The organism is Micromonospora sp. NBC_01392 (assembly GCF_045040125.1).
In the GTDB taxonomy this organism is placed as follows: domain Bacteria; phylum Actinomycetota; class Actinomycetes; order Mycobacteriales; family Micromonosporaceae; genus Micromonospora.
Genome location: NZ_CP109549.1, coordinates 95342 through 119654 on the forward strand (window position 1 = coordinate 95342; position 24313 = coordinate 119654).

Consider the following 24313-nt stretch of genomic DNA (forward strand, 5'->3'; position numbering starts at 1 on the left):
CAGAAGGGCACGCTCATGACGGCCTCAGGTGTGATCTTCAAACGGTGCGGGTGCCGAGACGACCAGCGGCGGCGATTGGAGCAGTCCTGCCCCCGACTGGGCGAACGTGGCCACGGCACCTGGTACTTTCACTGCTCGGCGACCAACCTCATCGGCCGCAAAGAACGGGTCCGTCGCGGCGGCTACCCCTCGCAGGCCGCCGCCCGCCGTGCCCGCGACGGATGGCTGACCACGACCGAGGCGGATCGGACGGCGCAGGGCTGGACGGTCGAGCGGTGGCTGCGGCACTGGCTCGACAACCGCACGAAGATCCGGCCCACCACCCGCTTCCACTACACCCGCGATGTCGAGAACGTCCTCATCCCCCAGCTCGGCCGCTACCGCCTGGGCGACCTCGACGCCCCGCTGCTGCGGACCGTGTTTGCCGAGATAGCGGCGACGAGAAACAGCAAGGGCCGCCCACAGTCCGCCTCCGCGATGAACCACCTGCGCACCACCCTGCGGGCCACCCTCAACCTCGCGGTCAAGGAAGGCGTCCTGGACTGCAACCCGGCCCGGCACATCGAGATCGCTGGCTACCAGCAACCCCACGCCAAGGAGTGGACCGACGCTCGCGTGCAGTCCTGGGAACAGACCGGCGCCCGGCCGGCCGTGGCGGTGTGGACCGCCGACCAGCTCGCCGAGTTCCTCGGCGCGGTGAACGACGAGCCGCTGTTCACCCTCTGGTGGCTCGCTGGGCTGCGCGGACTACGCCGCGGTGAGCTGTGCGGGCTGCGCTGGTCCGACATCGATCTCGACCGCGGCACGCTGACCATCGAACGCAACCGCACCACCGCCGGCTACCACGTCGTCGAGGGCGCACCCAAGACCCCGGCTGGGCGGCGGTCGGTCGCCCTCGGCAAACGCAGCGTGCAGATCCTGCGCGTGCACCGCCGCCACGAGCAAGACCGCAAGGCGGAGGCGGCAGAGAACGGCACGCCCTGGACCGACAGCGGATCCGTGTTCACCCGCTCAGACGGCAAGCCGATCAACCCGAACTACGCCACCACCCGGTTCCGCATCCTCGTGCGCCGAGCGGGACTACCCCCGGTGCGGCTGCACGACTGCGCCACGGCGCCGCGTCCCTCGCCCACGAAGCCGGCGCCGACCTCAAAACCCTGCAGGACCTCCTCGGGCACTCCAGCATCGTAGTCACCGCCGACACCTACACCAGTGTCCTGCCACAGATCCAACGCCGCTGCGCCGACGCCACCGCCCAACTCGTCCTCAACGCCGCCCGCCGCACCCGCCGGAAGATCAGAGCCAGCGCCCGCAAGAACCGGCCCGACCGCGGCCCCAAAGCTGGCACCCCGGCACCGACGAAACCGAAAACAGGTGCTCCGACCCGGCCGAAGGGCAAGCAGGCTACAAAGCCGCAGGTCACGTCCCGACAAACCCGCGAGACGGCCGCTTCCAGGGCTGCACCCACATCGCACCCACGTGACACCCACCGTCCACGCCGGCCAGACAGCAAGAGGAGCCTGACCCGCGTTTCCGCAGTTCAGACCCCTCTTGATCTTGTGCGCCCGAAGGGACTCGAACCCCTAACCTTCTGATCCGTAGTCAGATGCTCTATCCATTGAGCTACGGGCGCCTGGTGCTCGGCCAGTCTACACAACCGGCTTTCGCGCGGAGACTCCGGGATTCGAACCCGGGAGGGGCTTTAAGACCCCAACCGCATTAGCAGTGCGGCGCCATAGACCAGACTAGGCGAAGTCTCCTCGGTGGCCCGGAGGTCACCGCGCCCGAGAATACAGGTCCACACCCGTCGGGGGCAAAGCGGATACCGGCACCCCGCCGAACCCGCCGCGTCGTCGCCGTGTGCCAGGTCACGTCCACGACTACGCTCCATCGATATGCAGGAGCAGCCGCCGAGCGATCCGCCCCGTCGCGAGCCCCCCGCCAAGGCCCGGCGGAGCCGCTCCCCCCGACCGACCTTCAGCCCGCCGCCGACCCCGGAACCGCCGTCGACGGACGCGGGGGACGAGACGAACGACACGCCGCCCCGCAGGCGGGCGCGCGGGGCCGCGCCGAGCGTCCTCTTCCAGCCACCGACGCCGGCCGCCGACGTCCCGCCGGCCCCGCGTCCGCGACCGGCCGCCGAGCCGGCCACGACCGGTTCCGGGCCGTCGGTCGGCGAACCAGCCGCACCGGAGACCCCCGGTTCGGGTACGCCTCCCGCTGACCCGGCGACGGCCGGCCTCCCCACGGCAGCCGGGGCGACCGACCCGACGCCGGCACCCGACGTGCCGGTGCGTGCGCCGGAACCGGCCGAAGGGGGGCCGGCCGACACGCCAACCGCCACCGCTACCCCCGTGGGCGGAGCGGCCCCGAAGCGGGCGCGTCGCACCCCCGCCGAGAAGGCCGCGCCGACCGCTCGGAAGGCGCCCGCCACCAGCCGGAAGACGTCCGCCGCACCGGAGTTCACCGCGCCGGACAGGACGGACCGGTCCCCATCGGGCACGCCCGACGCGGCGGCGGACGCGGCGGGGCCCGCCCCACGGCCGACCCGGGCCCGGCGGAGCACGAAGACCGCCCCGGCGGCGAAGACCAGCCCCGCGAAGCGCGCCACCACGCCGACGCCGGCCGAGTCCGGCCCGGACGCGGCAGCCGACGACCGGCCGAAGACACGTCCCGCCGTGCGCAAGCGCACCGGTGCCACGGCCGAACGGCCGGCCGAGCTGATCGTGGGCCCGAACGTGCCCGGCCCCGACGCGGGCCGACCCGAGCGGACCGAGCACCAGCCGACCGCACCCGAGCCGGCCGAGCACCAATCAGCTCCACCCGAGCCGGCCGCATCCGAGCAGCCTGAGCAGAGGCGGAGCGACCAGGAACCGGCCGGACCGCACCGGTCGGGCACAGAGGTGACCGACGCGGCGGACACGCGTACCCCGGTGGCGGGCTGGTCGGCGGTGGGGCCGCGCCTGCGCGACCACCCCGGGTTCGCGCCGGAGCTGCTGGCCCTGGCCGCGGTGGACGCGCTCGGGCCGCGGGCCCGGAGCTGGGTGGAGCAGGTCCGGTCGGCCTATCCGGCGGCGGACGCGGACGGGGTGGCCCGGCTGGCGACCCGGCGGTTCGTCCGGATGGCCGGTACGGGTGGCGCGCTGGCGGCGGGGGCCGGGGTGTTCGCGCCGGCCGCGGAGCTGGCCGCGGTGCTCTGGACGCAGGCGAACCTGGTGCTGCACGTGGCGGCCGCGTACGGGCGGGACCCGGCGCATCCGGACCGCGCGGCCGAGCTGCTGGTGCTGACGTCGGTGCACCCGGACGACGGGGCCGCGCGGGCAGCGCTGGCGGCGGCCCGGGCGGCGGACGTCCCGGCGGACGGGCCGTGGGGCCGGACCGCCGAGGCGGCCTGGCGGCTGGCCACGCCGGTGGCGGCGCAGGCGGGCGGCTGGCTCGGGTTGCGCCTGGCGGCGCGGTTGTTGCCGGGCGCGGCGGTGCTGGCGGCGGCGATCGGCGGTACGGCCGCGGCGGAGCGGGTCGCCGCCCGGGCGGTCGCCCGGTACCGGCGCGCCGGTCAGAGCCAGTCGAACCAGGATCTCGGCAGCAGCGCGTAGCCGACGAAGGCGACCACGTCGAGCAGCGTGTGCGCGACGATCAGCGGAGCCACCCGGCGGGTGCGCAGGTAGAACAGCCCGAAGATCACGCCCATCACGGCGTTGCCGAGGAACGCGCCGAAGCCCTGGTAGAGGTGGTAGGAGCCGCGCAGCACGGCGCTGGTGGCGACGACCGCGCCGAGCCGCCAGGTGAGCTGCCGCAGCCGGGTGATCAGGTAGCCGACCACGATCACCTCCTCCAGCACGGCGTTCTGCACGGCGGCGAGGATCAGCACCGGCACCGCCCACCACAGGTCCGGCAGCGCGGCCGGCACCAGCGTGGCGTTCACCCCGAGCTGGGCCGCCGCCCAGAACAGCGCCAGCCCGGGCAGGCCGATGAGCGCGGCCAGGCCCGCGCCCCGGGCCAGGTCCGCACCGGGCCGGGTCAGGTCGACGCCGAGCGTCCGCGCCGGGTCGCCGGGGTCACGCGCCAGCAGGTGTACGGCGAGCAGCACCGGCAGCAGCGCGAAGACGATCCCGAGCAGTTGGTAGGTGAGGTCGAGGTACGGCCGGGCCGAGGTGGACGTGTTCAGCGCGGCGGTCTGCTTCGACAACCCGCCCGACGCGGTCAGCTTCGCGATCAGCGAGACCAGCGCGTACACGGCCGACTGGCCGAGGGAGAGGCCGAGCACGAGCAGCGTCTCGGTGCCCAGCACCCGGCGGGAGACCGGCCGGGCCGGCTCGTCAACCGTCACCGGACCATGAAACCACTTCGCCGGGCAAATGAGCCGGTCGCACATTGTGTGCGACCGGCAGGCACGCTCCGTGGACATTCTATCCGGGCCGATCCGCCCGTCCGGAGAAGGAGCGTGCCCCTGTGGAGAACGTCGCGCGGCTGTTGAAGGAGAGCTGGGCCCTGGTCGAGGAGCACGGGGAGCGGCTCTGCGGCCACTTCTACGCCCGGATGTTCCTGCTCGACCCGGAGCTGCGCAAGCTCTTCCCGGTGCAGATGAGCGGGCAGCGCGACCGACTGCTGGAGGCGATCGTGACGGCCGCCCAGACGGCGGACGACCCGGAGGCGTTCGACGAGTACCTGCGCGGGCTGGGCCGGGACCACCGGAAGTACCACGTCACGGCGGACCACTACGCGACGCTGGGCGTCGCGCTGCTGGACGGCCTGCGCACCGTCGCCGGGGACGGCTGGAGCCTGGAGTACGACCAGGCGTGGCGGGACGCGTACGCGAGCATCAGTGAGCGGATGCTCGCCGGCGCGGAGGCCGACGGGAACCCGCCGTTCTGGCACGCGGAGGTGCTGACGCACGAACGGCACGGCCCGGACACCGCGGTGCTGACCGTGCGGGCGCTCCAGGCGCCGCTGACCTGGCAGGCCGGCCAGTACGTCAGCGTGGAGGTGCCCCGCTACCTGCCGCGTACCTGGCGGACGTACTCGGTGGCGAACGCCCCGAACGAGGAGAACGTGCTGGAGTTCCACGTCCGTACGCCGGCCAGGGCCGCCGGTTGGGTGTCCGGTGCGCTGGTGCGCCGGACCAGGCCGGGTGACCTGCTGCGGCTGGCCGCGCCGATGGGCTCGATGACGCTGGACCCGGACTCCACCCGGGACATCCTCTGCGTGGCCGGCGGGGTGGGGCTGGCCCCGATCAAGGCGCTGGTGGAGGAGCTGACCCGGGTCAACCGCACCCGCTGGGTGCACGTCTTCTACGGCGCCGGCCACCCGGACGAGCTGTACGGGCTGCCCGGCCTCCAGGAACTGGTGACGGCGTATCCCTGGCTGTCGGTGACGCCGGCGTGCAGCGCCGACCCGGACTTCGCCGGTGAACTCGGCGACGTCTCCGAGGTGGTCACCCGGTACGGCCCCTGGACCACGCACGACTGTTACGTCTCCGGCTCGGCCGCCATGGTCCGGGCGACCCTGCGGGCGCTCGCCGCCGACGACGTCCCGCCGGACCACATCCGTTACGACACGTTCGGCACCCTGTAGACCCTCCTCCCCCCAAGCCGGGTCGCGTGCCCCCGCCCCCTGGGGCACGCGACCCGGCCCCCCGTTTCCCGGTACGCGGGCCAGGCGGCAACCAGCCCGCGTGCCGGAGCCCTTCTCAGTAGCGCCAGGGGGTGCCGGTCTCGCGGTACTCCTCCACCGGCACCAGGGGCACGCCGGGTGCCATCCGGTCGACGTAGAGCCGCCCCTCCAGGTGGTCGATCTCGTGCGCGACCAGGCGCGCCATCGCGTACTCGAAGGACGTGATGACGCGGCTGCCGTCCCACTGGGCGTGTTCCACGTCGATCCGCAGCGGCCGGGGCACCAGGCCGCGGTGGTCGAAGAAGGAGAGGCAGCCTTCGTACTGCTCGTCGGTCTCGGTGGTGGCGTCCACCACCCGGGGGTTGAGCAGCACGACCGGTTCGGCCGCCCGGTCGGCGGGGCGGACCAGCGCGGCGGCCCAGCCGATCCCGAGTTGCGGCGCGGCCAGGCCGACGCCCTTGCTGAACGGGTGCAGCTCGTCCAGGCGGGCCAGCATGCCGGCGAGCCGGTCGACCACCTGCCGGGCGTGCCGTTCCTCGGCCGGCAGGTCGAACTGGCGGGCGGGCTGCCGGAGCAGGTCGTCGCCGCGTTGCACGATGCCGGCCGCGCGCATCCGGTCGCTGGCGCGCACCCGGGTCTCCCCGGCGGGCGAGCTGTCCGGTTCGGTGTCCGGCGCGGGGCTGCGGAACCGCCACTGCATCCGGTAGCGGGCGTTCAGCGGCGGGTCGTCGGTCCCCCACTCGTAGATCACCCGGTCGGCGTCCCGGCTCTGCTGGATCGGGGTCCGCAGCGGGCCCTCCTCCGCCGACAGCGAGGTCTCCGCGCCCCACACCTTGGGGTCGAGGTCCGCCGGCAGGTCGAGGCGGACCGCGAGGTGCCGGGTGGGCAGGCGTACGGCGCGCTGGAACCAGGGACCCCACTTGTCCCGTCCGACGCGGTAGGCGTACTCGATGGTGACCCGGTCGCCCGGGTAGAGCGGGAAGCGGCCCTCGTCGTTCTCGAAGAGCAGCCAGATCTCCTTGAACGCGTCCCGGTCGTGCTTGGCCCGCCAGTGCATCGGCTCGCGTCCGCTGCCGTCGTCCCGGTACGCGGCGAGTTGCAGCTCGGCGAACGTGAGCGGGTGCTCGCGGTGGTGCCGGTTGGAGCGGCCCGGGTCGTTCGGGTAGCGGTCGACGGCGACCCGGACCAGGTAGCGGGTGACCGGTTCGGTGCCGGCGTTGTACAGCTCCCGCCGGATGGTGCAGTGGTAGCCGTCGCCGGTGTGGGTGAGCGTGGCGACCTCGCGTTCCACCACCAGGCCGGTGCCGGGGGGCAGCCACTGGCCGGGGACGGGTGGATCGCGGTGCGTCCCGGTGGCCCGGCTGTGCCGCAGCTCGTCGTACTCCCGGAAGCGCTGCCAGATCGCGCCGCTGGCCTCCAGGACGGCCTCGGCCCGGCGGGCGAAGTCCTCGGTGGGCCGGTGCCGGCGCCCTTCGACGTGGCTGACGTAGGACGGGTCGAAGCCCATCAGCGTCGCCAGCTGCTTCTTGGACAGCCCTCGGCCGGTGCGGTGCCGGGCGAGCTCGACCGCGAAGGACTCGGCGGCACGCTCGATCGGTGAGGTCATCAGCTTCCTCGTACGCGGGAAGACCATCTTCACGTTTCGTGGCCGAACGTGTACGGAAACTGCCTCGTATTCGACAGTCATCTTGACAATTCAGCGGCAGGCGTCGATGCTTGCGCGGCCCGGCGAGCCCTCCGGCCGGCGTTTTCCGCCCACCCCGCCGGGTAGTACACGACGGCGACGGAGTGACCGGGACCTCCCCATCAAGCCCGTGGTGCCACTTCCCTCCGTCCGGGAGTGTGGTTAGGCTAGCCTTAGCTTCGGTCGACGGCACGCGCCGGCCGACGGGCTACCGGACGGGGGACGGCCAGGTGACTGCGGTGATGCCGGGGCGCGACGTCGCCACCCCGTTCGCCCCGGTCACCGCGACGCTGCGCGCCATGTTCGGCACCGACGACCTGCCCGGTCTCGCGCCCGGCCTGCTGGTCCGCGACGAGTTGGACCGCTGGGCCCCGGCCACCCGCCTGATCGACGGCACCCTGCTCCCCGGCTTCCTGGCCGCCGCCGGCCGGCGCTGGGGCGGCACCCCGCACGCCTGCGCCGCGCTCGCCTGGAAGTCCTACAGCTACTGGACCGCGTTGCCGGCCGTGCTCGGCTGGGCCTCGGCGCGCCGGGTGCCGCTGCTCGATCCCGCCGACGTGCTGGTGCACTTCGAGGACCACCACCAGTTGCTCACGCTGGGGCTGCGCGGCTCCACCCCGGTGGCCGTGCTGCCCGGCGACCCGCTGGCGCTGGCCGGCGCGCCGGGCGTCCGGGTCGTCGCCGACGAGGCGGCACTGCTCGGCGCGCTACGCGCGACGCTGCTCGACGCGCACTTCGCCCCGCTGATCACCGCCATCCAGCGCGAGGTCCGGATCGGCACCCGTACGCTGCTCGGCTCGGTGGCCTCCGGCATCGCGCACGGCCTGCTGCGCGCGGCGGACGCGCTGCCCGGCCCGACCACGGTGGCCGTCGGCACGCTGCTCGACGCGCTCGACCTGGCCGACCTGGTCGAGCTGGTGCCCGGCCCGACCGGCGAGCCGACCGTGCAGCGGCGCACCTGCTGCCTGGCCTTCACGCTGCCCCGGCCGAAGGTCTGCCAGGGCTGCTGCGTCCGCTGACCGTCGGTCAGTCGACGAGCGGGCGCACGTCCCACAGCCAGACCCCGCCGGTACGCGTCGGGGTGATCCCGGTCAGCTCGGTCATCGCCCGGCGCAGCGACTCGGCCGGCCGCAGCCGGGGGTCGAGGATCACCGCCCCGGCCCGCCAGTGCCGCAGGTCGTCCACGGCGTCCACCCGGTCCTGCGGAGTGATCGGCGGCACCGCGTCGGTACGCCGTACCGTCTCGAAGAACGTGCTGGTGGGGCGCGGCGGCGCGGTGAAGAGCGCGACCCGGTCGGCGCCCGGTCGGGTGTCCGGATAGAGGAAGTAGCCCCGGGCCAGCGGCATGTCCAGCCGGGTCTCGGCGGACCAGCGCAGCGGGACCGCGTAGGTGGTGTCGGGCAGCGGGAGCGTGACGATGCTCCGCCCACCCGCCACGTAGGGCCGCCACGCCCCGGAGGTGACGAACGCCGGGGTCGGGTCCAGCCGGGTCGCGGGCAGCGGGGTGGGCAGGATCGGCAGCAGCGCCATGGCGAGCACGGTGCCGGTGGCGAACCGGAGCTGTTCCCGGGCGGCCGGGTGCCGGTGGGCCAGCCGGCGGACCCGTTCGACGCCGAGCGCGAGCAGCACGCCGATGATCGGGGTGAGCGCGAGCGACCAGCGGGTGGGCACCACCGCGTGCAGGACCGGCAGGTTCTCCAGCGCGGCCCACGGCCCGGGGATGCCGGTCTCCCGCCCGTCGAACCGGATCTCCCGGCCGAGCGAGAAGAGACCGAACACCACGGCGACCGTGGCCAGCCCGAGCACCAGCGCGTCCCGGCGCAGCCACCAGACCAGCGCGACCACAAGCACCACGAGCGGCCAGCCGAAGAACGCGTTCTCCTCGGTGGCGTTCTTGACCAGCGGCGCGCTGCCCCGGGCGTCGCCGGCCACCGACTCGCGGGACCAGGCCAGGTAGGCGGCGAGGTCGGTGGAGTAGCCCCGGATCAGCGTGGAGAGCCCGGAGTACGCGCCGGGGCCGGCGAACTGCACGTGCAGCGGGTACGCCAGCAGCGCCCCGGCCACGACGGCGGCCACCCCGAGCCCGGCGGCGAACGGCCGGGCCGCCGACCGGAGCGCGGGCCGGCCGAGCACCAGCGCCAGCACCACGCCGCCCAGGCCGAGCGCGGTCATCAGCAGGATCTCCAGGTTGAGGAACGCCTGCCAGACGATCACCAGGCCGAGCAGCGACCCGTTGCGCAGCCAGCGGCCGGGCTGCGCCAGCCGGAGCGTCCGCCAGACGATCAGCGGCACCACGAACTGGCTGACGATGTTGGGGTGGGCGTTCGCGTGCGACACCATGGCCGGCGCGAACGCGCAGAAGCCGGCGCCCAGCCAGGCCGGCCCCCGGGCGCCGACGACCACGCGGGAGAGCAGGAAATACCAGGCGGCGCCGGTGGCGGCCAGCCCGAGCGTGAGAAAAACGAGGAACGACCATCGCGGCCCGAACCACACCGTTATCGGCGACAGGGGCAAGGAAACGGATAATACGGACGTGTTCCCCATGAGATTGACGACGTCCGGCACATTCATCCGGTCCGAGGTGAACGGATAGGCGAAATGAGTGACCACGCGCGCACCGTGTGCCATCATCCATTCGAACTGTGCCTGGTCGGTGCGATTGTCCCGCACACCGTTGGCCGGATCGATCCAGAGCCGGGCGGTCACCCAGAGCGCGAGCAGCACGAAGCTGAGCACGGCGAGGGCGTCGGTCCACCGTCCTCGTCGCGGGTCCACGCCCGGCTGGGGAGTAGTCATGACATTTCAGAGCGTAGTCATTGTATGACGGCCAGGTGACATATTCCGGGGACTCGCGTACTATGTGCCGGGTTCGCCGACCGCCGATCACGTGCCCCACCCGACCGCAATTCGGCCAGCGCGGTGCCCCCGATTTTCCCGCCGGCCATTCAGATGGTTGACTCTGAACGGTCCAGGCGCGGGTCAGTCATATCGTGAGGAATCGACGCATGGCAGAAATCACTGGGGATCAGCGCGTCCAGGCGGAGGTGCTCGAAGGCCTGGCCACGGCGGTCAACCACCGGCGGTGGTTCGTCGAACTGGCCGTGCCCTACCTCGGTGACAACCCCATCGAGATCGGCAGCGGCCTCGGCGACTACGCACTCGCCTGGTCCGAGCACATCCCCCGCATCACGGCCACCGAAGCCGACCCGGACCGGCTGGTCAAGCTCAAGGAGCGGCTGTCCGAGCACCCCGGCGTCGAGGTCCGGCAGATGCTGTTGCCGCACACCGAGCGGGGCGACTACAGCGCCGCCGTGTCGTACAACGTGCTGGAGCACATCGACGACCACGTGGGCGCGCTGCGCAGCATGCGCGACCTGGTCCGGCCCGGCGGCGCCGTGATCATCATCGTGCCGGCGTTCCAGTTCGCCATGGGCCCCGCCGACATCGCGACCGGCCACGTGCGGCGCTACACCAAGAAGACGCTCGCCACCGCGATGACCGACGCCGGCCTCACCGTGGAGAAGATCCACTACGCGAACGCGCTCGGCCTGATCGGCTACTTCATGGCCACCAAGGTCTTCCGGCTGATGCCGAAGGAGGGCCCGATGGTGAAGGTGTACGACACGCTGGTGCTGCCCGCCACCAAGGCCGCCGAGCAGCGCATCCGCCCCCCGTTCGGCCAGTCCGTCTTCGCCGTGGCCCGGGTGTAAGGCCGGGCCCCCTCTTAACGCCTTCGGTAGAGATGGGGCCCCTTCTCAACACCACGTGTTAAGAAGGGGCCCCTCCTTGCACCTCGGTCAGTCCTTGACCTGGTACGTGGGGCGGATCACCGCGCGGGCCAGCGTGTGGAACGCGAGGTTGAAGCCGACGAAGGCCGCGCTCGCCTCCTTGCCCACGTCCAGGCGCTCCACGTCGACCGCGTGCACCGCGAAGACGTACCGGTGCGGACGGTCCCCCGGCGGCGGCGCGGCACCCCCGTAGCCGGTGTCGCCGTAGTCGTTGCGGATGCTGAACGCGCCACCGAGGTCGGCCTCCCGCGCCGCGGCCGGCAGCTCGGTGACCGAGGCGGGCACGTTCACCAGCACCCAGTGCCAGAACCCGCTGCCGGTCGGCGCGTCCGGGTCGAAACAGGTGACCACGAAGCTCTTCGTCTCCGCCGGGAAGCCCGACCAGGACAGGTGCGGCGAGACGTTCCCACCGCCGGCGCTGCCGTGCGCGTACCGCGCGTCCATCGGCTCGCCGTTGTGCACGTCGTCGCTGGTCAGGTCGAACGACGGCACGGTCGGCAGCAGCTCGTACGGGTCCGGGGCGATCGGTCGTTCCAGGGTCATCGAAACGGGTCCTTCCGGGTGCGCGAAATGTTCTGCGCCCTTCATACCCCGCTACCGGCTGACCATCTCTGGCGATCCGGACAGACGCGTACGGGCGACGCGCCGCCCGGCGGCACGGGATGGGCTCGGCACGGGATGGGCTCGGCTCGGAACATGGGCCGCCCGCCGGCTCCTAGAACCGTCGGCCCGTCCCAGCTCCGCCTCGACGACGTCGAGCGGGCGACTGGTCGAGCCCTCCGGCGAACGACCACAGGCAGGAGCGCCAATGTTACTTCTTGCGTCGGCCTGCCGACAGATGCACCTACAACTGACGCGATATCCTGCGCAATGATCTCCGCCCACCTCCCCGGATGCACAGGCTCGAAATGAGAGAAATGTTGGGCAGTAGTTTTTTCGAAAGCGACTTCTTCGGCGTGGCCGGGTTCCTGCTCTCACTCATCGCGATACCGATCACCTTCATTGTCGCCCGGCAAACCCGCCTGCGGCCCGAGATGCATTACGTGACGGACCATGACGTGCTGGTCGAGCCCAAGGCCGAACTGATCGACAGAGGCTTGACGATCGCCTTCGCGGATCAGAAGCTGCGTCAGGTGAGTCGCACCTACATCGCCGTCTGGAACAATCGGGGCGACACGATCAAGGGATCGGACATATTAACGGAAGACCCACTTCGCGTACAGCTCGAAGACCTCGACACCGTCGTCGACGTGAGCATCGTGTGGTACAGCCGGGAGCAGAACCGTCTCACCGCGCACCGCGACGCGGACGATCCCTCCAAGGTGACGATTGGCTTCGACTTCCTGGACTCCAACGACGGAGCCGTCATTCAGGTGGTACACGAGCAGGGCTCACCTGTCCTTGCCGGAACCATCCGCGGCTGCACGATCCAAAAAAAGGGGGACGGCAATCTGACCGAGTCTGCATTGAATCAGGTCAGAAACAAATCCGTCTGGAGGAGGATCATCCGCAAGGGCGACGGCCCTTCACTCTCCCTCTCCATTCTCTGCATGCTGGGCGCCGCGTCATACCCTTTTCTGGACCCGTTCGTACAGCGACTCAAGAACCCTCACGAGCTGATAGATCCCGCAAAGTACGACTTGCGTACCGTGCAGGGACAGGAAGAATTTGCCAGAGAAGTCGGCCCCATGGACTCGAGTGATGTCGACAGATTCGCGGACTGGGCGATCCTGGTCCTCGGCTTGGTGCTCATCCTTGGCGTGATCGTGACGCTATACACCCGGGCGAGGAGCCTTGTTCCTGTATCGATCCTGCGCTATCGCGCCGAAGATGCCAAGCCCGTCATCGCCGACGTGCCGCGGCAGCAAAGCCCTGGGGCACCTCTCGCGAACCAGTGAGGCCCGGCCCAGCAGGCGCACCCCCTCCGTCGGCACGGTGCTGCTCGACGGGGCGTTCACCTGCACTGGGCGGAGGGTGTGGGATTCGAACCCACGAAGACATCGCTGCCTTACCGGTTTTCAAGACCAGCGCCATCGGCCACTAGGCGAACCCTCCCGGCGCGCTCCCCGAGGGGTACGCGACCGCGCCTAGTCTGCCACGAACGGCGCATCGGGTAAGACTGAGCCATGCGCGCTGTCACGATCACGGAACCCGGCGGACCCGAGGCACTCGTCTGGGCGGAGGTCCCCGACCCCGAACCCGGCCCCGGTGAGGTGGTCGTCGAGGTGCGGGCCAGCGCCGTCAACCGGGCCGACCTGCTGCAACGGCAGGGGCACTACCCGCCGCCGCCGGGCGCGTCCGCGTACCCCGGGTTGGAGTGCTCGGGGACGGTCCGCGCGCTCGGCTCCGACGTGACCGGCTGGTCGGTGGGCCAGGAGGTCTGCGCGTTGCTGACCGGCGGCGGGTACGCCGAGCAGGTCGCCGTGCCGGCCGGGCAGTTGCTGCCGGTGCCGGACGGGGTGGACCTGGTCGACGCCGCCGCGCTGCCGGAGGTGGCCTGCACGGTGTGGTCGAACGTGGTGGACCTGGCCGGGCTGGCCGAGGGGGACACGCTGCTGGTGCACGGTGGCGGCAGCGGCATCGGCACGTTCGCGATCCAGCTCGGGGTGGCGCTGGGCGCGACGGTGGTGGCGACCGCGCGGGCGGCCAAGCACGAGCGGCTGCGCGAGCTGGGCGCCGCGCACACCGTCGACTACCGGGAGCAGGACTTCGTCGAGGAGGTCCGCCGGGTCACCGACGGGCGCGGCGCGGACGTGATCCTGGACATCATGGGCGCGTCCTACCTGCCGCGGAACGTGGCGGCGCTGGCGACCGGCGGCCGGCTCGTGGTGATCGGCATGCAGGGCGGGCGCAAGGGCGAACTCGACCTCGGGATGCTGCTGGCGAAGCGGGCCTCGGTGCACGCCACCGCGCTGCGTTCCCGCCCGCTCGCCGAGAAGGCGGCGATCGTCCGGGGCGTACGCGAGCAGGTGTGGCCGCTGGTGGCAGCCGGCCGGGTCCGGCCGGTGGTGCACGCCCGGGTGGGGATGGCGGACGCCGCCGACGCGCACCGGCTGGTGGAGACGAGTGACCACCTGGGCAAGGTGCTGCTGGTGCGGTGACGCTCAGCCCGGGTCGGCACGCGGGAGCACCAGGCGCGCGCCGGGGCCCTCGGTGGCCAGCGAGTCGCCGGGGTTGTAGAGCGTGCAGCGCTGCAACGACAGGCAGCCGCAGCCGATGCAGCCGTCCAGGTCGTCGCGGAGCTTGCCGAGCAGTCGGATCCGCTCGTCCAGCCGCTCCCGCCAGCCCCGGGAGAGCGCCGCCCAGTCCTCCGGGGTGGGGGTGCGGCCGGCGGGCAGCGAGTCCAACGCCGCCCGGATCTCGTCCAGCGAGACGCCGACCTGCTGGGAGATCCGGACGAAGGCCACCCGACGCAGCTCGGTGCGGGCGTAGCGGCGCTGGTTGCCGCCGGTGCGGACGGCGTGGATCAGGCCGAGCCGCTCGTAGTAGCGCAGCGCGGAGGGTGCCACGCCGCTGCGCTCGGCGAGCTGGCCGATGGTGAGCGTTGCCTCGTGCATCACAGGACCTTGAGGTGAAGTTCGGTTGAGGTTCGAGGCTATCGGCATGACGACGACCACCGCCACCGAGCTGGCCGCGCTGCTGGAGCGGATCCGTGCCGGCCGCGAGTTCGGCGCGAACGTGTACTCGACGCTGGACGTGCTCCACGTGCTCTACGACCGGGTGCTCCGGATCACCCCGGCGACCGTGGCCGACCCCGACCGGGACCGGTTCCTGCTCTCCAAGGGGCACGCGGTCGCCGGCTACTACGCGCTGCTCGCCGCGCGGGGCTTCGTGCCGGTCGAGTGGCTGGACGACCAGGGCGGGCCGGCCAGCCGGCTCGGCGACCACCCGGACCGGACGCTGGTGCCGGGCGTGGAGATCGGTTCCGGGTCGCTCGGCCACGGGCTCGGGCTGGGCGTGGGCACCGCGCTCGGCCTGCGGGCCCAGGGCCGCCCCGACCCCCGGGTGTACGTGCTGCTCGGCGACGCCGAACTGGACGAGGGCGCCAACCACGAGGCGATCGCGTACGCCGGCGCGACCGGCCTGGCCAACCTGACCGCGATCGTGGTGGACAACCGCTCCGCCACGCACGGCTGGCCGGGTGGGGCCGCCAGCCGGTTCACCGTCAACGGGTGGACCGCCGCCACCGTGGACGGCCACGACCACGACGCCCTGCACGCCGCCCTGACCGGGCACGACCACCACCGGCCGCACGTCGTCGTCGCGGCCGTCACCGACGGGGAGTGACCATGACCATGCGGGACGCGTTCGTGACCAGCACCGAGGAGGTGCTGGCGGACCCGAGGAGCGTGCTCGTGCTGGCGGACATCTCCGCCGCCGCGTTCGCCCCGGCCGCCGTCCGCCACCCGGACCGGGTGGTCAACGTCGGGATCCGGGAACAGCTCATGATCGGTGTGGCCGGCGGGCTGGCGTTGACCGGGCAGCGGCCGATCGTGCACAGCTACGCCCCGTTCCTCGTCGAGCGGGCGTACGAGCAGATCAAGCTGGACCTCGACCACCAAGGGGTCGGCGCGGTGCTGGTCAGCATCGGCGCCTCGTACGACCGGGCGGCGGCCGGTCGGACCCACCTCGCGCCGGCCGACGTGAGCCTGATCGACACGCTCGACGGGTGGACCGTGCACGTGCCGGGTCACCCGGACGAGGTGCGACCGCTGCTGCGGGACGTGGTGTGCGGGACCGAACCGGCGTATCTGCGGCTGTCCACCCGGGGCAACGCGTCCGCGTACCCGGAGGCGGGTGACCTGCGGGTGGTCCGGGACGCCGGGCCGGGCGCGCCGCTGCTGGTGGCGGTCGGGCCGGTGCTGGACGCGGCGCTGCACGCGGTGGCGGACCGGCCGGTCACGGTGGCGTTCACCCACCGGCCCCGGCCGTTCGACACGGCCGGGCTGCGGGCGCTGGCCGGCGGCGAGGTGATCCTGGTCGAGCCGTACCTGGCCGGCACGTCCACCCGGGTGGTGTCCGACGCGCTGGCCGACCGGCCGCACCGGCTGCTCGCGCTCGGCGTCGGCCGGGCGGAGCTGCGCCGCTACGGCGGCCCGGCGGACCACGACCGCTGGCACGGGCTGGACGCGGCCGGGCTGCGCCGTTCCGTCGACGCGTTCCTCGGCGCCTGACACGACGGAACCCCGCACCGCCGGGGTGCGGGGTTCCGGTGCGTCGGGTCAGCGCGCGGCGGTGGGACCGACCGGGCGGCGACGGGCCCGCTCGCGGGCCAGGATCCAGATCGCCTCGACGCCGTCCTTCCAGGTGATCTTCTTGCCCTCTTCCCGGCCCCGGGCGCGGTAGCTGATCGGCACCTCGTAGGGGCGGATGCGCTGACGGAGCAGCTTGCCGGTGACCTCGGCCTCCATGCCGAAGCCCCGGGAGCGCACCTGGAGCGAGCGGTAGAGCGCCAGCGGCATCAGCTTGAAGCAGGTCTCCAGGTCGCCGATGTAGGAGTTGTAGAGCACGTTGGCCGCCAGCGTGACGCCCTTGTTGCCCATCACGTACCAGAAGCTGTAGGAGCTGTGGCTGCCGAACGTGCGATTGCCGTAGACCACCGTGGCGTGCCCGTCGAGCACCGGCTGAAGCAGGCGCGGGATGTCCTGCGGGTCGTACTCCAGGTCGGCGTCGAGGATGACCATGTATTCACCCTCGGCGTTGTCGACGGCGGTCTTGATGGCCGCGCCCTTGCCGGCGTTGCGCGGATGGGTGATCACCCGCAGCCGGGCGTCGTCCACCCGGCCGAGCACCTCACCGGTGCCGTCCCGGCTGCCGTCGTCCACGACGACCAGCTCGATCTCGCACGGGTAGTCCACCGCCAACGCCTGCTTGAGGGCGTCCGCGATGCGTTCTTCCTCGTTGTAGACCGGCATGAGGATCGAAAGCTTCACGGGTTCTCCATGGAGGTGACGGCAGGTCGGGGCATAGCGTAGCCTGGCAGATTCCTGAGGTCACGACAGCCCGCCCACCTTACTCCTGGCGGAGCGGCACCACGACCAGCCGGGCCACCCCCTTGTCCCCCTCCTTGGCGCCGGCCACGCCGACCGTCGTGCCGACCTTGATCTCGTTCGCCTGGATCGTCGCGCGGCGCTCGACCACCCGCAGCTTCTCGCCGAACGTCCAGGTCATGGTGAAGCCGTCGGTGGACTTCACGGTCATCGACTTCGCGTCGACCGCGGTCACCTCACCGCGCTGGACGGCTACCGTCTTCGTCCCGTTCTCCTTGGTCTGCACCACGACCTCGCCGTGCAGCCGGTTCTTGCGCAGCAGCACCCGGGCCCGGTGCCGCTTGCGCCAGTCCTGCGCCCGGTCCCCCTTGCGGTCCGGTCCGGCCTGCTCGTCCGGCGTGCCGGAGCCGGCCAGCTCCGTCGGCGTGCCGGAGCCGCCCTGCGCCGCCGGCGTGCCGGAGGCCGACGGGGCGGGTGCCGCGACCGGATCGACGTCCAGGTCGGCCGGGTCGACGCCGAGCGCGGCCAGGGCCTGCCCGTCGGTGCCCATGGCGGCGGCCACCTCGACCGCGGTCTCCCGGGCCGCGTCGGCGCCGGTCTGCGCCGCGCCGCACCCGGCGAGGCCGAGCGCCGCGGCGGTGAACAGCGCGGTGGCTCCGGTGACGATTCGCTGACGTGCCATCGGTGTTCCTCTCGTCGGTGGTGACGTCAGCGTTCCGCACCGGCGCGAGCGGACCGTCAGGCCGATGTTCGAGCCAGGTAAGGATCTCCGGGCAGCCGGACCGTGAACGCCGCGCCGCCCTCCGGCGCGTGCCCGGCGGCGATGTCGCCGCCCAGCCGGCGCACCAGCCCGGCGGCGAGCGCCAGCCCCAGCCCGCTGCCGACCTTGCGCACCCCCCGGTAGCGCTGGTGCAGCGCGCCCCGCTCGAACGCCACCGCCAGGTCGTCGTCGGTGAAGCCGGGCCCGCCGTCGCGGACCTCCAGGACCCCGCCGGCCGCCGGGTCCGCGCCGGCGGGCCGGACCGCGAGCACCACCGGCGCCCCCGGGGGTACGACCCGCAGCGCGTTCTCCAGCAGCCCGTCCACCACCTGCCGGATCCGGCCCGGATCGGTGTACGCCGGCACCGGCCCGCCCGGCGTCTCCACCCGGAACGGCACCCCGACCGCCGTGCACCGGTCCGACCAGGTGCGCTCCACGTCGGCGGCGAGCCGGGTCAGGTCCACCCGCACCGGTTCCAGCGGGAAGTCCGCCGCCTCCAACCGGGCCAGCGCCAACAGGTCGCTGACCAGCCGGTCCAGATGCTCGGCCTCGGCCAGCACGGTACGCCCGGTCGCCGGCACCGCGTCCGCGTCGAGCACCCCGTCGGCCAGCGCCTCGGCGTAGCCCCGGATGGCGGTGAGCGGCGTCCGCAACTCGTGCGAGACGGAGAGCAGGAACTCACGCTGCCGGCCCTCGCTGGTGGCCAGCGCGGCGGCCAGCCCGTTGAGCGCGTACGCCAGGTCGGCCACCTCGTCGGGCGGCTCGACCGGCACCCGGACCGCCCGGTCCCCGGCCCGGAGTCGGGCGGCGGCGGTGGCCGCGACGCGGATCGGTCGGGCCAGCCGGCGGGCCAGCAGCAGTCCGGCGACCGCCCCGGCGGCAAGCCCGGCGAGCAGCGGCAGCCAGAGCCCGCGCAGCACCTGCCGCCAGGGGCCGGCGGTGGCGGCGCGGGTGAGCACCACCCCGTCGCCGCCGGGCAGCGCCCGTGCCTCGACGAGCCGGCGTTCCCCGTCGACGAGTCGCCGGCCGGAGACGTTGCCGCCGGCAGCCACCCGGGCGACCAGCGGCGCGGGCAGGCCACTCCGGTCGGCCCGGCCGTCGCGGACCAGGTACACGTCGATCTGCTGCTGGCGGAGCTGCCGGATGAGCCGGTCCCCGGCGCTGTCGCGTTGGCGTACCGCGCGGACGCGCAGCACGTCGGCGGCGAGCCGGGCCTGGGCGGCCAGCGCGTCCTGGTCCCGCCGTTCCGCGCCGCGTACCGCCAACGGCACCGCCACCAGCGCGGTGACCAGCACCGACACCAGCGCCACCGCACAGGTGACGAGCACCGCGCGGGCGGTGAGCGTGTGGCCCGGCCAACGGCGGGCGGGCGGTGCGGCGGGCCCGGTCCGGATCACCGGCAGCGCCACGGTGGGCTGGTCAGGCATCGGCCGCGTACCCGACGCCGCGGTGGGTGCGGATCACGCTGGCCGGGCCGAGCTTCGCCCGGACCTGCGCCACGTGCACGTCCACGGTCCGGGTGCCGGCGTGCGCCGCGTATCCCCAGACGCCGGCCAGCAGTTCCTCCCGGGTGAACACCCGGCCGGGGCGGGCCATCAGGTGGGCGAGCAGGTCGAACTCGGTGGAGGTGAGCTGCACCGGCGCCCCGCCGACGGTCACCGCCCGGCGGGCCGGGTCGAGCGTGACCGGGCCGAGCACCCGCGGCTGTTCGGCGGTGGCCGGCGTGCCGGCGCTGCGGCGCAGCACCGCGCGGACCCGGGCGACCAGTTCACGCGGGCTGAACGGCTTGGTGACGTAGTCGTCCGCGCCCAACTCCAGGCCGACCACGCGGTCCACCTCGTCGTCGCGGGCGGTGAGGAAGATGACAGGCGTCCAGTCACCGGCCGCGCGCAGCCGCCGGCAGATCTCGGTGCCGGCCAGGCCGGGCAGCGCGATGTCGAGCACGCAGGCCACCGGGCGCAGCCGCCGCGCGGCGGCCAGCCCGGCCGTGCCGTCCCGTTCCAGGTGTACGCCGAAGCCGTCCCGGGTCAGGTAGAGCCGGACCAGGTCGGCGATGGACGGCTCGTCCTCCACCACGAGGACGAGCCCGCGCTGCGCGGTGTCGGCGGTCACCGGCCCATGATGACCGACCGGTGGCCGCCGGGAAGGTCCGGGAGATGTTCGGGTTCGGTAAGGAGAACGTCAGCGGGCCGACGCCGGACGGAACACGACCGGCCGGGGGCCGGCCGGCCAGTCACCGATGGTGGCGACCAGGCGTTCCGCCGGGGTACGCAGCCGGGTCCGGAAGGCGTGGTGGAGCAGCGCGTCGAGCTGCCACACCCCCTTCGGGTGATGGGTCCGGATGAGGAAACGTTCGCGTACGCCGTCGATGGCGGTGGCCGCCAGCTCCACGCGGTGCGCCCGTGGGTCCGGGCTCCAGGTGACGTTGCTGAGCTCCCGCAGCTCGGTGTTGAGGTGCAGGCGCAGCCGGTGCAGCAACCGGGTCTGCCGGGTCACCACCAGCCGGCGATGGGTGAGGAGCATGAGGTATTCGCCGCCGACCGGATGCTCCGGGCGGCTGCACCTGGTGACCAGGATGGTGGCGTCGCCGGAGCCGACGCAGCGCCGGAACACCGGCATGTGGCGGGTGGCGGTCTGGGTGGCCAGGCCGGTCTCGGCCGCCGCCGGGAGGAACGTTCGGGAGAACACGTCCATGTCGGGTGCAACGAGCGGTTGACCCGTAGTGACATGGGTCACCCTGGATTTCTGGAACTTCCACCCGCTCTCAGAGCAGTTCGACGATGGTGGCGTTGGCCATGCCGCCGCCCTCGCACATGGTCTGCAGGCCGTAGCGGATGCCGTTGTCCCGCATGTGCTGGAGCATCGTCGTCATGATCCGCGCGCCGGACCCGCCGAGCGGGTGGCCCAGCGCGATCGCGCCACCCCGGGGGTTGAGCCGCTCCGGGTCCGCCTCGGTCTCGGCCAGCCAGGCCAGCGGCACCGGGGCGAACGCCTCGTTCACCTCGTACACCCCGATCTCCTCGATGCCCAGCCCCGCGCGGCGCAGCGCCTTCGCGGTGGCCGGGATGGGCGCGGTGAGCATGGCGACCGGATCGTCGGCGGCCACCACGGCGGTGTGCACCCGGGCCAGCGGGCGCAGGCCGTGCCGGCTGGCCCACTCGGCGGTGGTCACCGCCAGCGCGGCGGCGCCGTCGGAGATCTGCGACGCGGAGCCGGCGGTGACCACCCCGTCGGCGCGGAACGGGGTCTTCAGTTCGCCGAGCTTGGCCAGCGTGGTGTCCCGGCGGATGCCCTCGTCGGCGGTGAACTTGCCGCCGTCGGCGAGCACCACCGGGGCCAGCTCCGGCTCGAACGCGCCGGCGTCCTGCGCGGCCGCCGCCTTCTCGTGGCTGGCCAGCGCGAACTCGTCGAGCTGGGTGCGCGAGAAGCGCCACCGCTCGGCGATCAGCTCGGCGCCGACGCCCTGGTTGAACGGCAGCGGCGAATCCTCGGCGACGCCCTCGGCGCCGCGGTAGCGGGCCAGGATCGCCGGGCTGAACGGCATCCCGCCGGCCACGCTGGAGCCCATCGGCACCCGGGTCATCGACTCGACGCCACCGGCGACGACCAGGTCGGCCTGGCCGGAGAGCACGGTGGCGGCGGCGAAGTGCAACGCCTGCTGGCTCGACCCGCACTGCCGGTCGAGCGTGGTGCCGGGCACGGACTCGGGCCAGCCGGCCGCCAGCACGGCGTTGCGGGCCACGTTCCAGGACTGCTCGCCGACCTGCGACACGCAGCCCCACACCACGTCGTCGACCTGACCGGGGTCGATGCCGGTGCGCTCGGCCAGGGCGCGCAGCACGTGGGCCGAGAGGTCGACCGGGTGCACGCCGGCGAGGCTGCCCTTGCGCCGCCCTACCGGGGTCCGCACCGCACCGACGATGACCGCGTCACTCATGTCTACTCCCCGGTAACCTCGCTTGAGCCCATAGTACGTGCTGACCTGACCGTCGTCCCTCCTCGCCGCCCCGGTCGTGCCGTCCGGTGGCGCCGTCCGGGCGAGCCTTCTCCGGGCGGCCTTTCCGGGCGTGCCGGATGGCCCCGGCCGCTGGCATGCTGGGCGGATGGATCCACAGCCGCCACCGGTCCGGCAGTGGCGCGTGCCCCGGGCGCTGCCGGTGGTCAAGGCGCTCGGCGCGCTCGCCCTGATCGCCCTGGGCCTGGCGCTCGCCGACGGCGACCCGGTCCGCCCGGCGCTCGCCGGCTCGCTCGCCGCCGCGCTGCTCGCATGGGCGCTGCGCGACCTCGTCGCGCCGGTCCGGCTCGCCGTCGACCCCGAGGGCCTCACCGTGATCCGCGGGTACGCCGGCCGACGCCGGCTCCCGTGGGCCGCGGTGGAGGCGATCCGGCTGGACCGACGCAGCCGACGCGGGGTCACCGCCGAGACGCTGGAGATCGACGCCGGGGAGTCGCTGCACCTGTTCGGCCGCCGCGACCTGGACGCGCCACTGGAAGAGGTGGCCGCCACGCTCACCGCCGCACGCGCCGCCGCACGCTGACGCGGCCCGCGCCGTTGCGCGCGCTGAGGAGGCCCCGCGCCGATCCGCGCGGCGGGCCGCCCGTCGGTCACGATGGGTAGGCGTCGGAACATACAGGTGCGGCGACCACTATGCGTGACGGCTCGTTGATCCATCTCCGAGTGGCCGGCCTTACCGCCACCCAGCATTCCGGCGCTGAGCTGGGGAAATACTTTGAAGGCCGGGCCACCCACAGGTTGTCCTCCGCGCGCCTTTGCTCTGCAGCCACCGGCGCAGCGGCAACGCTCGGTTACTGCTGCGCCGGTGGCTGCAGAGCAAAGGGACTCTGGGGACGATGCCTACCCAGCCCCGGAAGGCACGCACAGTGACGGCCATCCGCACCAACCCGCCGACGGCGGGCCGCACCACCGGAAAGGGGGCCGCGACGGTCGTCGTGGGGCGCGCGGGAGCGGGCCGGATCAGCCGGTCAGCGCGGCGGTGCGGACGAGGGCCAGGCCGATCAGGGCCACCAGCACGATCGCGCAACCCGCCGTCTGGAACACGGTCCGGCGCATCCGCGGGGCGTACGCCAGGACCAGCGCCGTCACGGCACCGACCACCAGGCCGCCGAGGTGCCCGGCCACCGAGATGCTCGGCACGGTGAACGTGAAGATCAGGTTGATCACCAGGATCGGGACGATCGCCGAGGTGTCCCGACCCAGCCGGCGCATGATCACGAAGATCGCGGCGAACAGACCGAAGATGGCGGTCGACGCGCCGGCCGTGAACCGGTTCGGCTCGGTGAAGACGTAGGCTGCCACGTTGCCGCCGAGCCCGGCGAGCAGATAGAGCGCCAGGAAGCGCAGCGGTCCGAGCACCGCCTCCAGCGTCCGGCCGAGCACCCAGAGCGCCCACATGTTGAGCAACAGGTGCAGCACGCCGTAGTGCAGGAACATGGCGGTGACCAGCCGGTACCACTCGCCGTCGACCACCCCGCCGACGGTGCCGTCCGGGAAGGCGGCCAGCCCCAGCACCGCGCCCCACTCGGTCAGCGGCGTCCCGCCGCCCATCAGGCCGCCGAGACCGCCGCCGGCGATCGCGTTCCCGCTGCGGGCCGACGCGATGGAGAGCAGCATCATCAGCACGTTCAGCGCGATGAGGGCCTTCGTCACGTAGCCCTGGCGGCCGGCGGCACCGCCTCCGAAGGCGGTACGCGCCGGCCGCACGCTGCGGCGTCCCTCGGCGACGCACTCCGGGCACTGGTGGCCGACGGAGGCGTCGCGCATGCACTCGGGGCAGATCGGCCGGTCGCAGCGGGTGCACCGGAGGTACGTCTCCCGATCGGGATGCCGGTAGCAGACCGGAGTGGTCGGCACCGGCCCCTCGGTGGCGTCGCCTGCCTGCCCGGAGCGCTCAGTCATGCGAGCAAAGGTACCCGCGCGACGGTCAGGACTGCTGCCGCTCGATCTCGACCCGCTCGATCACCACGTCCTGGATCGGCCGGTCGCTCGGCCCGGTCGGGGTGTTCGCGATCGAGTCGACGACCTTCACCGACTGCTCGTCGGCGACCTGGCCGAAGATGGTGTGCCGGTTGTTCAGGTGCGGCGTCGGCCCCACCGTGATGAAGAACTGCGAGCCGTTCGTGCCCGGCCCGGCGTTCGCCATCGCCAGCAGGTACGGCCGGTCGAAGCGCAGCTCCGGGTGGAACTCGTCGTCGAACTTGTAACCCGGGCCACCGCGCCCGGTGCCGGTCGGGTCGCCCATCTGGATCATGAAACCGCTGATCACCCGGTGCGAGATGGTGCCGTCGTAGTACGGCCCGCTGCCCGGCTGACCGGTACGCGGGTCGATGTACTCCCGGTTGCCCTCGGCCAGCTCCACGAAGTTGCGGACGGTCTTCGGCGCGTGGTTCGGGAAGAGCTCCAGCCGGATCGGGCCGGCGTTGGTGTGCAAGGTGGCGTAGACAGCCTCGGCCACGGGTA

Annotated in this window: 23 protein-coding genes and 3 tRNA genes; 10 read left to right on the plus strand and 16 right to left on the minus strand. The window is 72.9% G+C overall.

The window, feature by feature from the left end; genetic code table 11:
• Positions 1–75 precede the first annotated feature (75 nt).
• The gene (locus OG767_RS00380; protein WP_405091677.1) at positions 76–1191 is read left to right on the plus strand and encodes a tyrosine-type recombinase/integrase; all 1116 of its coding nucleotides are present in this window, start codon (positions 76–78) and stop codon (positions 1189–1191) included.
• 369 nt (positions 1192–1560) lie between these two features.
• Here OG767_RS00380 and OG767_RS00385 read toward each other — a convergent pair.
• A tRNA-Arg gene (locus tag OG767_RS00385) sits at positions 1561–1633 on the minus strand.
• Between the two features lie 36 nt (positions 1634–1669).
• A tRNA-Ser gene (locus tag OG767_RS00390) sits at positions 1670–1760 on the minus strand.
• A 594-nt stretch (positions 1761–2354) separates the two neighbouring features.
• Here OG767_RS00390 and OG767_RS00395 point away from each other — a divergent pair.
• Positions 2355–3596, plus strand: a complete 1242-nt coding sequence (locus tag OG767_RS00395; RefSeq protein ID WP_405091678.1) for a hypothetical protein — start codon at positions 2355–2357, stop codon at positions 3594–3596.
• Here the strand turns inward: OG767_RS00395 and OG767_RS00400 are convergent.
• A complete protein-coding gene (locus OG767_RS00400; protein WP_281934165.1) occupies positions 3557–4330 on the minus strand; it encodes a CPBP family intramembrane glutamic endopeptidase in 774 nt (257 codons plus the stop codon). The genes OG767_RS00395 and OG767_RS00400 overlap by 40 nt on opposite strands.
• Before the next feature lie 122 nt (positions 4331–4452).
• On the opposite strand from OG767_RS00400, the gene OG767_RS00405 reads away from it, so the two are divergent.
• Positions 4453–5574, plus strand: a complete 1122-nt coding sequence (locus tag OG767_RS00405; protein ID WP_405091679.1) for a globin domain-containing protein — start codon at positions 4453–4455, stop codon at positions 5572–5574.
• Positions 5575–5689: 115 nt separating this feature from the next.
• Here the strand turns inward: OG767_RS00405 and OG767_RS00410 are convergent, their stop codons facing one another.
• Complete coding sequence (locus OG767_RS00410; RefSeq protein ID WP_405094094.1) at positions 5690–7222, minus strand: peptide deformylase; 1533 nt, start codon at positions 7220–7222, stop codon at positions 5690–5692.
• A gap of 317 nt (positions 7223–7539) precedes the next feature.
• Here OG767_RS00410 and OG767_RS00415 point away from each other — a divergent pair, with 317 nt between their 5' ends.
• Complete coding sequence (locus tag OG767_RS00415) at positions 7540–8316, plus strand: hypothetical protein (protein ID WP_405094095.1); 777 nt, start codon at positions 7540–7542, stop codon at positions 8314–8316.
• 7 nt (positions 8317–8323) lie between these two features.
• Here OG767_RS00415 and OG767_RS00420 read toward each other — a convergent pair whose 3' ends face one another.
• Positions 8324–10093, minus strand: a complete 1770-nt coding sequence (locus OG767_RS00420; protein WP_405091680.1) for a hypothetical protein — start codon at positions 10091–10093, stop codon at positions 8324–8326.
• Positions 10094–10302: 209 nt separating this feature from the next.
• Here OG767_RS00420 and OG767_RS00425 point away from each other — a divergent pair, with 209 nt between their 5' ends.
• Complete coding sequence (locus tag OG767_RS00425; protein WP_107156514.1) at positions 10303–11007, plus strand: bifunctional 2-polyprenyl-6-hydroxyphenol methylase/3-demethylubiquinol 3-O-methyltransferase UbiG; 705 nt, start codon at positions 10303–10305, stop codon at positions 11005–11007.
• Positions 11008–11094: 87 nt separating this feature from the next.
• Here OG767_RS00425 and OG767_RS00430 read toward each other — a convergent pair whose 3' ends face one another.
• A complete protein-coding gene (locus OG767_RS00430) occupies positions 11095–11628 on the minus strand; it encodes a YbhB/YbcL family Raf kinase inhibitor-like protein (protein WP_405091681.1) in 534 nt (177 codons plus the stop codon).
• A 374-nt stretch (positions 11629–12002) separates the two neighbouring features.
• On the opposite strand from OG767_RS00430, the gene OG767_RS00435 reads away from it, so the two are divergent.
• Complete coding sequence (locus tag OG767_RS00435) at positions 12003–12983, plus strand: hypothetical protein (protein ID WP_405091682.1); 981 nt, start codon at positions 12003–12005, stop codon at positions 12981–12983.
• 70 nt (positions 12984–13053) lie between these two features.
• Here OG767_RS00435 and OG767_RS00440 read toward each other — a convergent pair.
• A tRNA-Ser gene (locus OG767_RS00440) sits at positions 13054–13140 on the minus strand.
• A gap of 71 nt (positions 13141–13211) precedes the next feature.
• Here OG767_RS00440 and OG767_RS00445 point away from each other — a divergent pair.
• Positions 13212–14186 carry an NAD(P)H-quinone oxidoreductase gene (locus OG767_RS00445; RefSeq protein ID WP_405091683.1) on the plus strand — a complete coding sequence of 325 codons (975 nt, stop codon included), beginning with the start codon at positions 13212–13214 and terminating at the stop codon, positions 14184–14186.
• Positions 14187–14189: 3 nt separating this feature from the next.
• Here OG767_RS00445 and soxR read toward each other — a convergent pair whose 3' ends face one another.
• Entirely contained in the window at positions 14190–14642 is a 453-nt protein-coding gene (soxR, locus tag OG767_RS00450) for a redox-sensitive transcriptional activator SoxR (protein ID WP_405091684.1), read from the minus strand.
• A gap of 46 nt (positions 14643–14688) precedes the next feature.
• Here soxR and OG767_RS00455 point away from each other — a divergent pair, with 46 nt between their 5' ends.
• Positions 14689–15372, plus strand: a complete 684-nt coding sequence (locus OG767_RS00455) for a transketolase (RefSeq protein WP_405091685.1) — start codon at positions 14689–14691, stop codon at positions 15370–15372.
• Positions 15373–15380: 8 nt separating this feature from the next.
• Positions 15381–16259, plus strand: coding sequence for a transketolase family protein (locus OG767_RS00460; RefSeq protein WP_405094096.1), 879 nt, complete (start codon positions 15381–15383; stop codon positions 16257–16259).
• Between the two features lie 48 nt (positions 16260–16307).
• Here the strand turns inward: OG767_RS00460 and OG767_RS00465 are convergent, their stop codons facing one another.
• The 6 genes from OG767_RS00465 to OG767_RS00490 all read right to left on the minus strand — a co-directional run bounded on the left by OG767_RS00465 (position 16308) and on the right by OG767_RS00490 (position 21772).
• Entirely contained in the window at positions 16308–17018 is a 711-nt protein-coding gene (locus tag OG767_RS00465) for a glycosyltransferase family 2 protein (protein ID WP_405091686.1), read from the minus strand.
• A gap of 79 nt (positions 17019–17097) precedes the next feature.
• On the minus strand, positions 17098–17757 hold the full coding sequence (locus OG767_RS00470) for a hypothetical protein (RefSeq protein WP_405091687.1): 660 nt from the start codon (positions 17755–17757) through the stop codon (positions 17098–17100).
• Between the two features lie 56 nt (positions 17758–17813).
• Positions 17814–19262, minus strand: coding sequence for a sensor histidine kinase (locus OG767_RS00475; RefSeq protein ID WP_405091688.1), 1449 nt, complete (start codon positions 19260–19262; stop codon positions 17814–17816).
• Positions 19255–19947 carry a response regulator transcription factor gene (locus OG767_RS00480; protein ID WP_107156506.1) on the minus strand — a complete coding sequence of 231 codons (693 nt, stop codon included), beginning with the start codon at positions 19945–19947 and terminating at the stop codon, positions 19255–19257. The genes OG767_RS00475 and OG767_RS00480 overlap by 8 nt, the downstream gene beginning before the upstream one ends.
• 69 nt (positions 19948–20016) lie before the next feature.
• Positions 20017–20529, minus strand: coding sequence for a hypothetical protein (locus OG767_RS00485; protein ID WP_405091689.1), 513 nt, complete (start codon positions 20527–20529; stop codon positions 20017–20019).
• A 70-nt stretch (positions 20530–20599) separates the two neighbouring features.
• On the minus strand, positions 20600–21772 hold the full coding sequence (locus OG767_RS00490) for an acetyl-CoA C-acyltransferase (RefSeq protein WP_281934145.1): 1173 nt from the start codon (positions 21770–21772) through the stop codon (positions 20600–20602).
• Between the two features lie 166 nt (positions 21773–21938).
• Here OG767_RS00490 and OG767_RS00495 point away from each other — a divergent pair, with 166 nt between their 5' ends.
• Positions 21939–22373 carry a PH domain-containing protein gene (locus OG767_RS00495; RefSeq protein ID WP_281934143.1) on the plus strand — a complete coding sequence of 145 codons (435 nt, stop codon included), beginning with the start codon at positions 21939–21941 and terminating at the stop codon, positions 22371–22373.
• 437 nt (positions 22374–22810) lie between these two features.
• On the opposite strand, the gene OG767_RS00500 is transcribed toward OG767_RS00495, so the two are convergent.
• Positions 22811–23752 carry a rhomboid family intramembrane serine protease gene (locus tag OG767_RS00500; protein ID WP_405091690.1) on the minus strand — a complete coding sequence of 314 codons (942 nt, stop codon included), beginning with the start codon at positions 23750–23752 and terminating at the stop codon, positions 22811–22813.
• A 25-nt stretch (positions 23753–23777) separates the two neighbouring features.
• Complete coding sequence (locus tag OG767_RS00505; protein WP_107156502.1) at positions 23778–24308, minus strand: peptidylprolyl isomerase; 531 nt, start codon at positions 24306–24308, stop codon at positions 23778–23780.
• Positions 24309–24313: the final 5 nt, after the last annotated feature.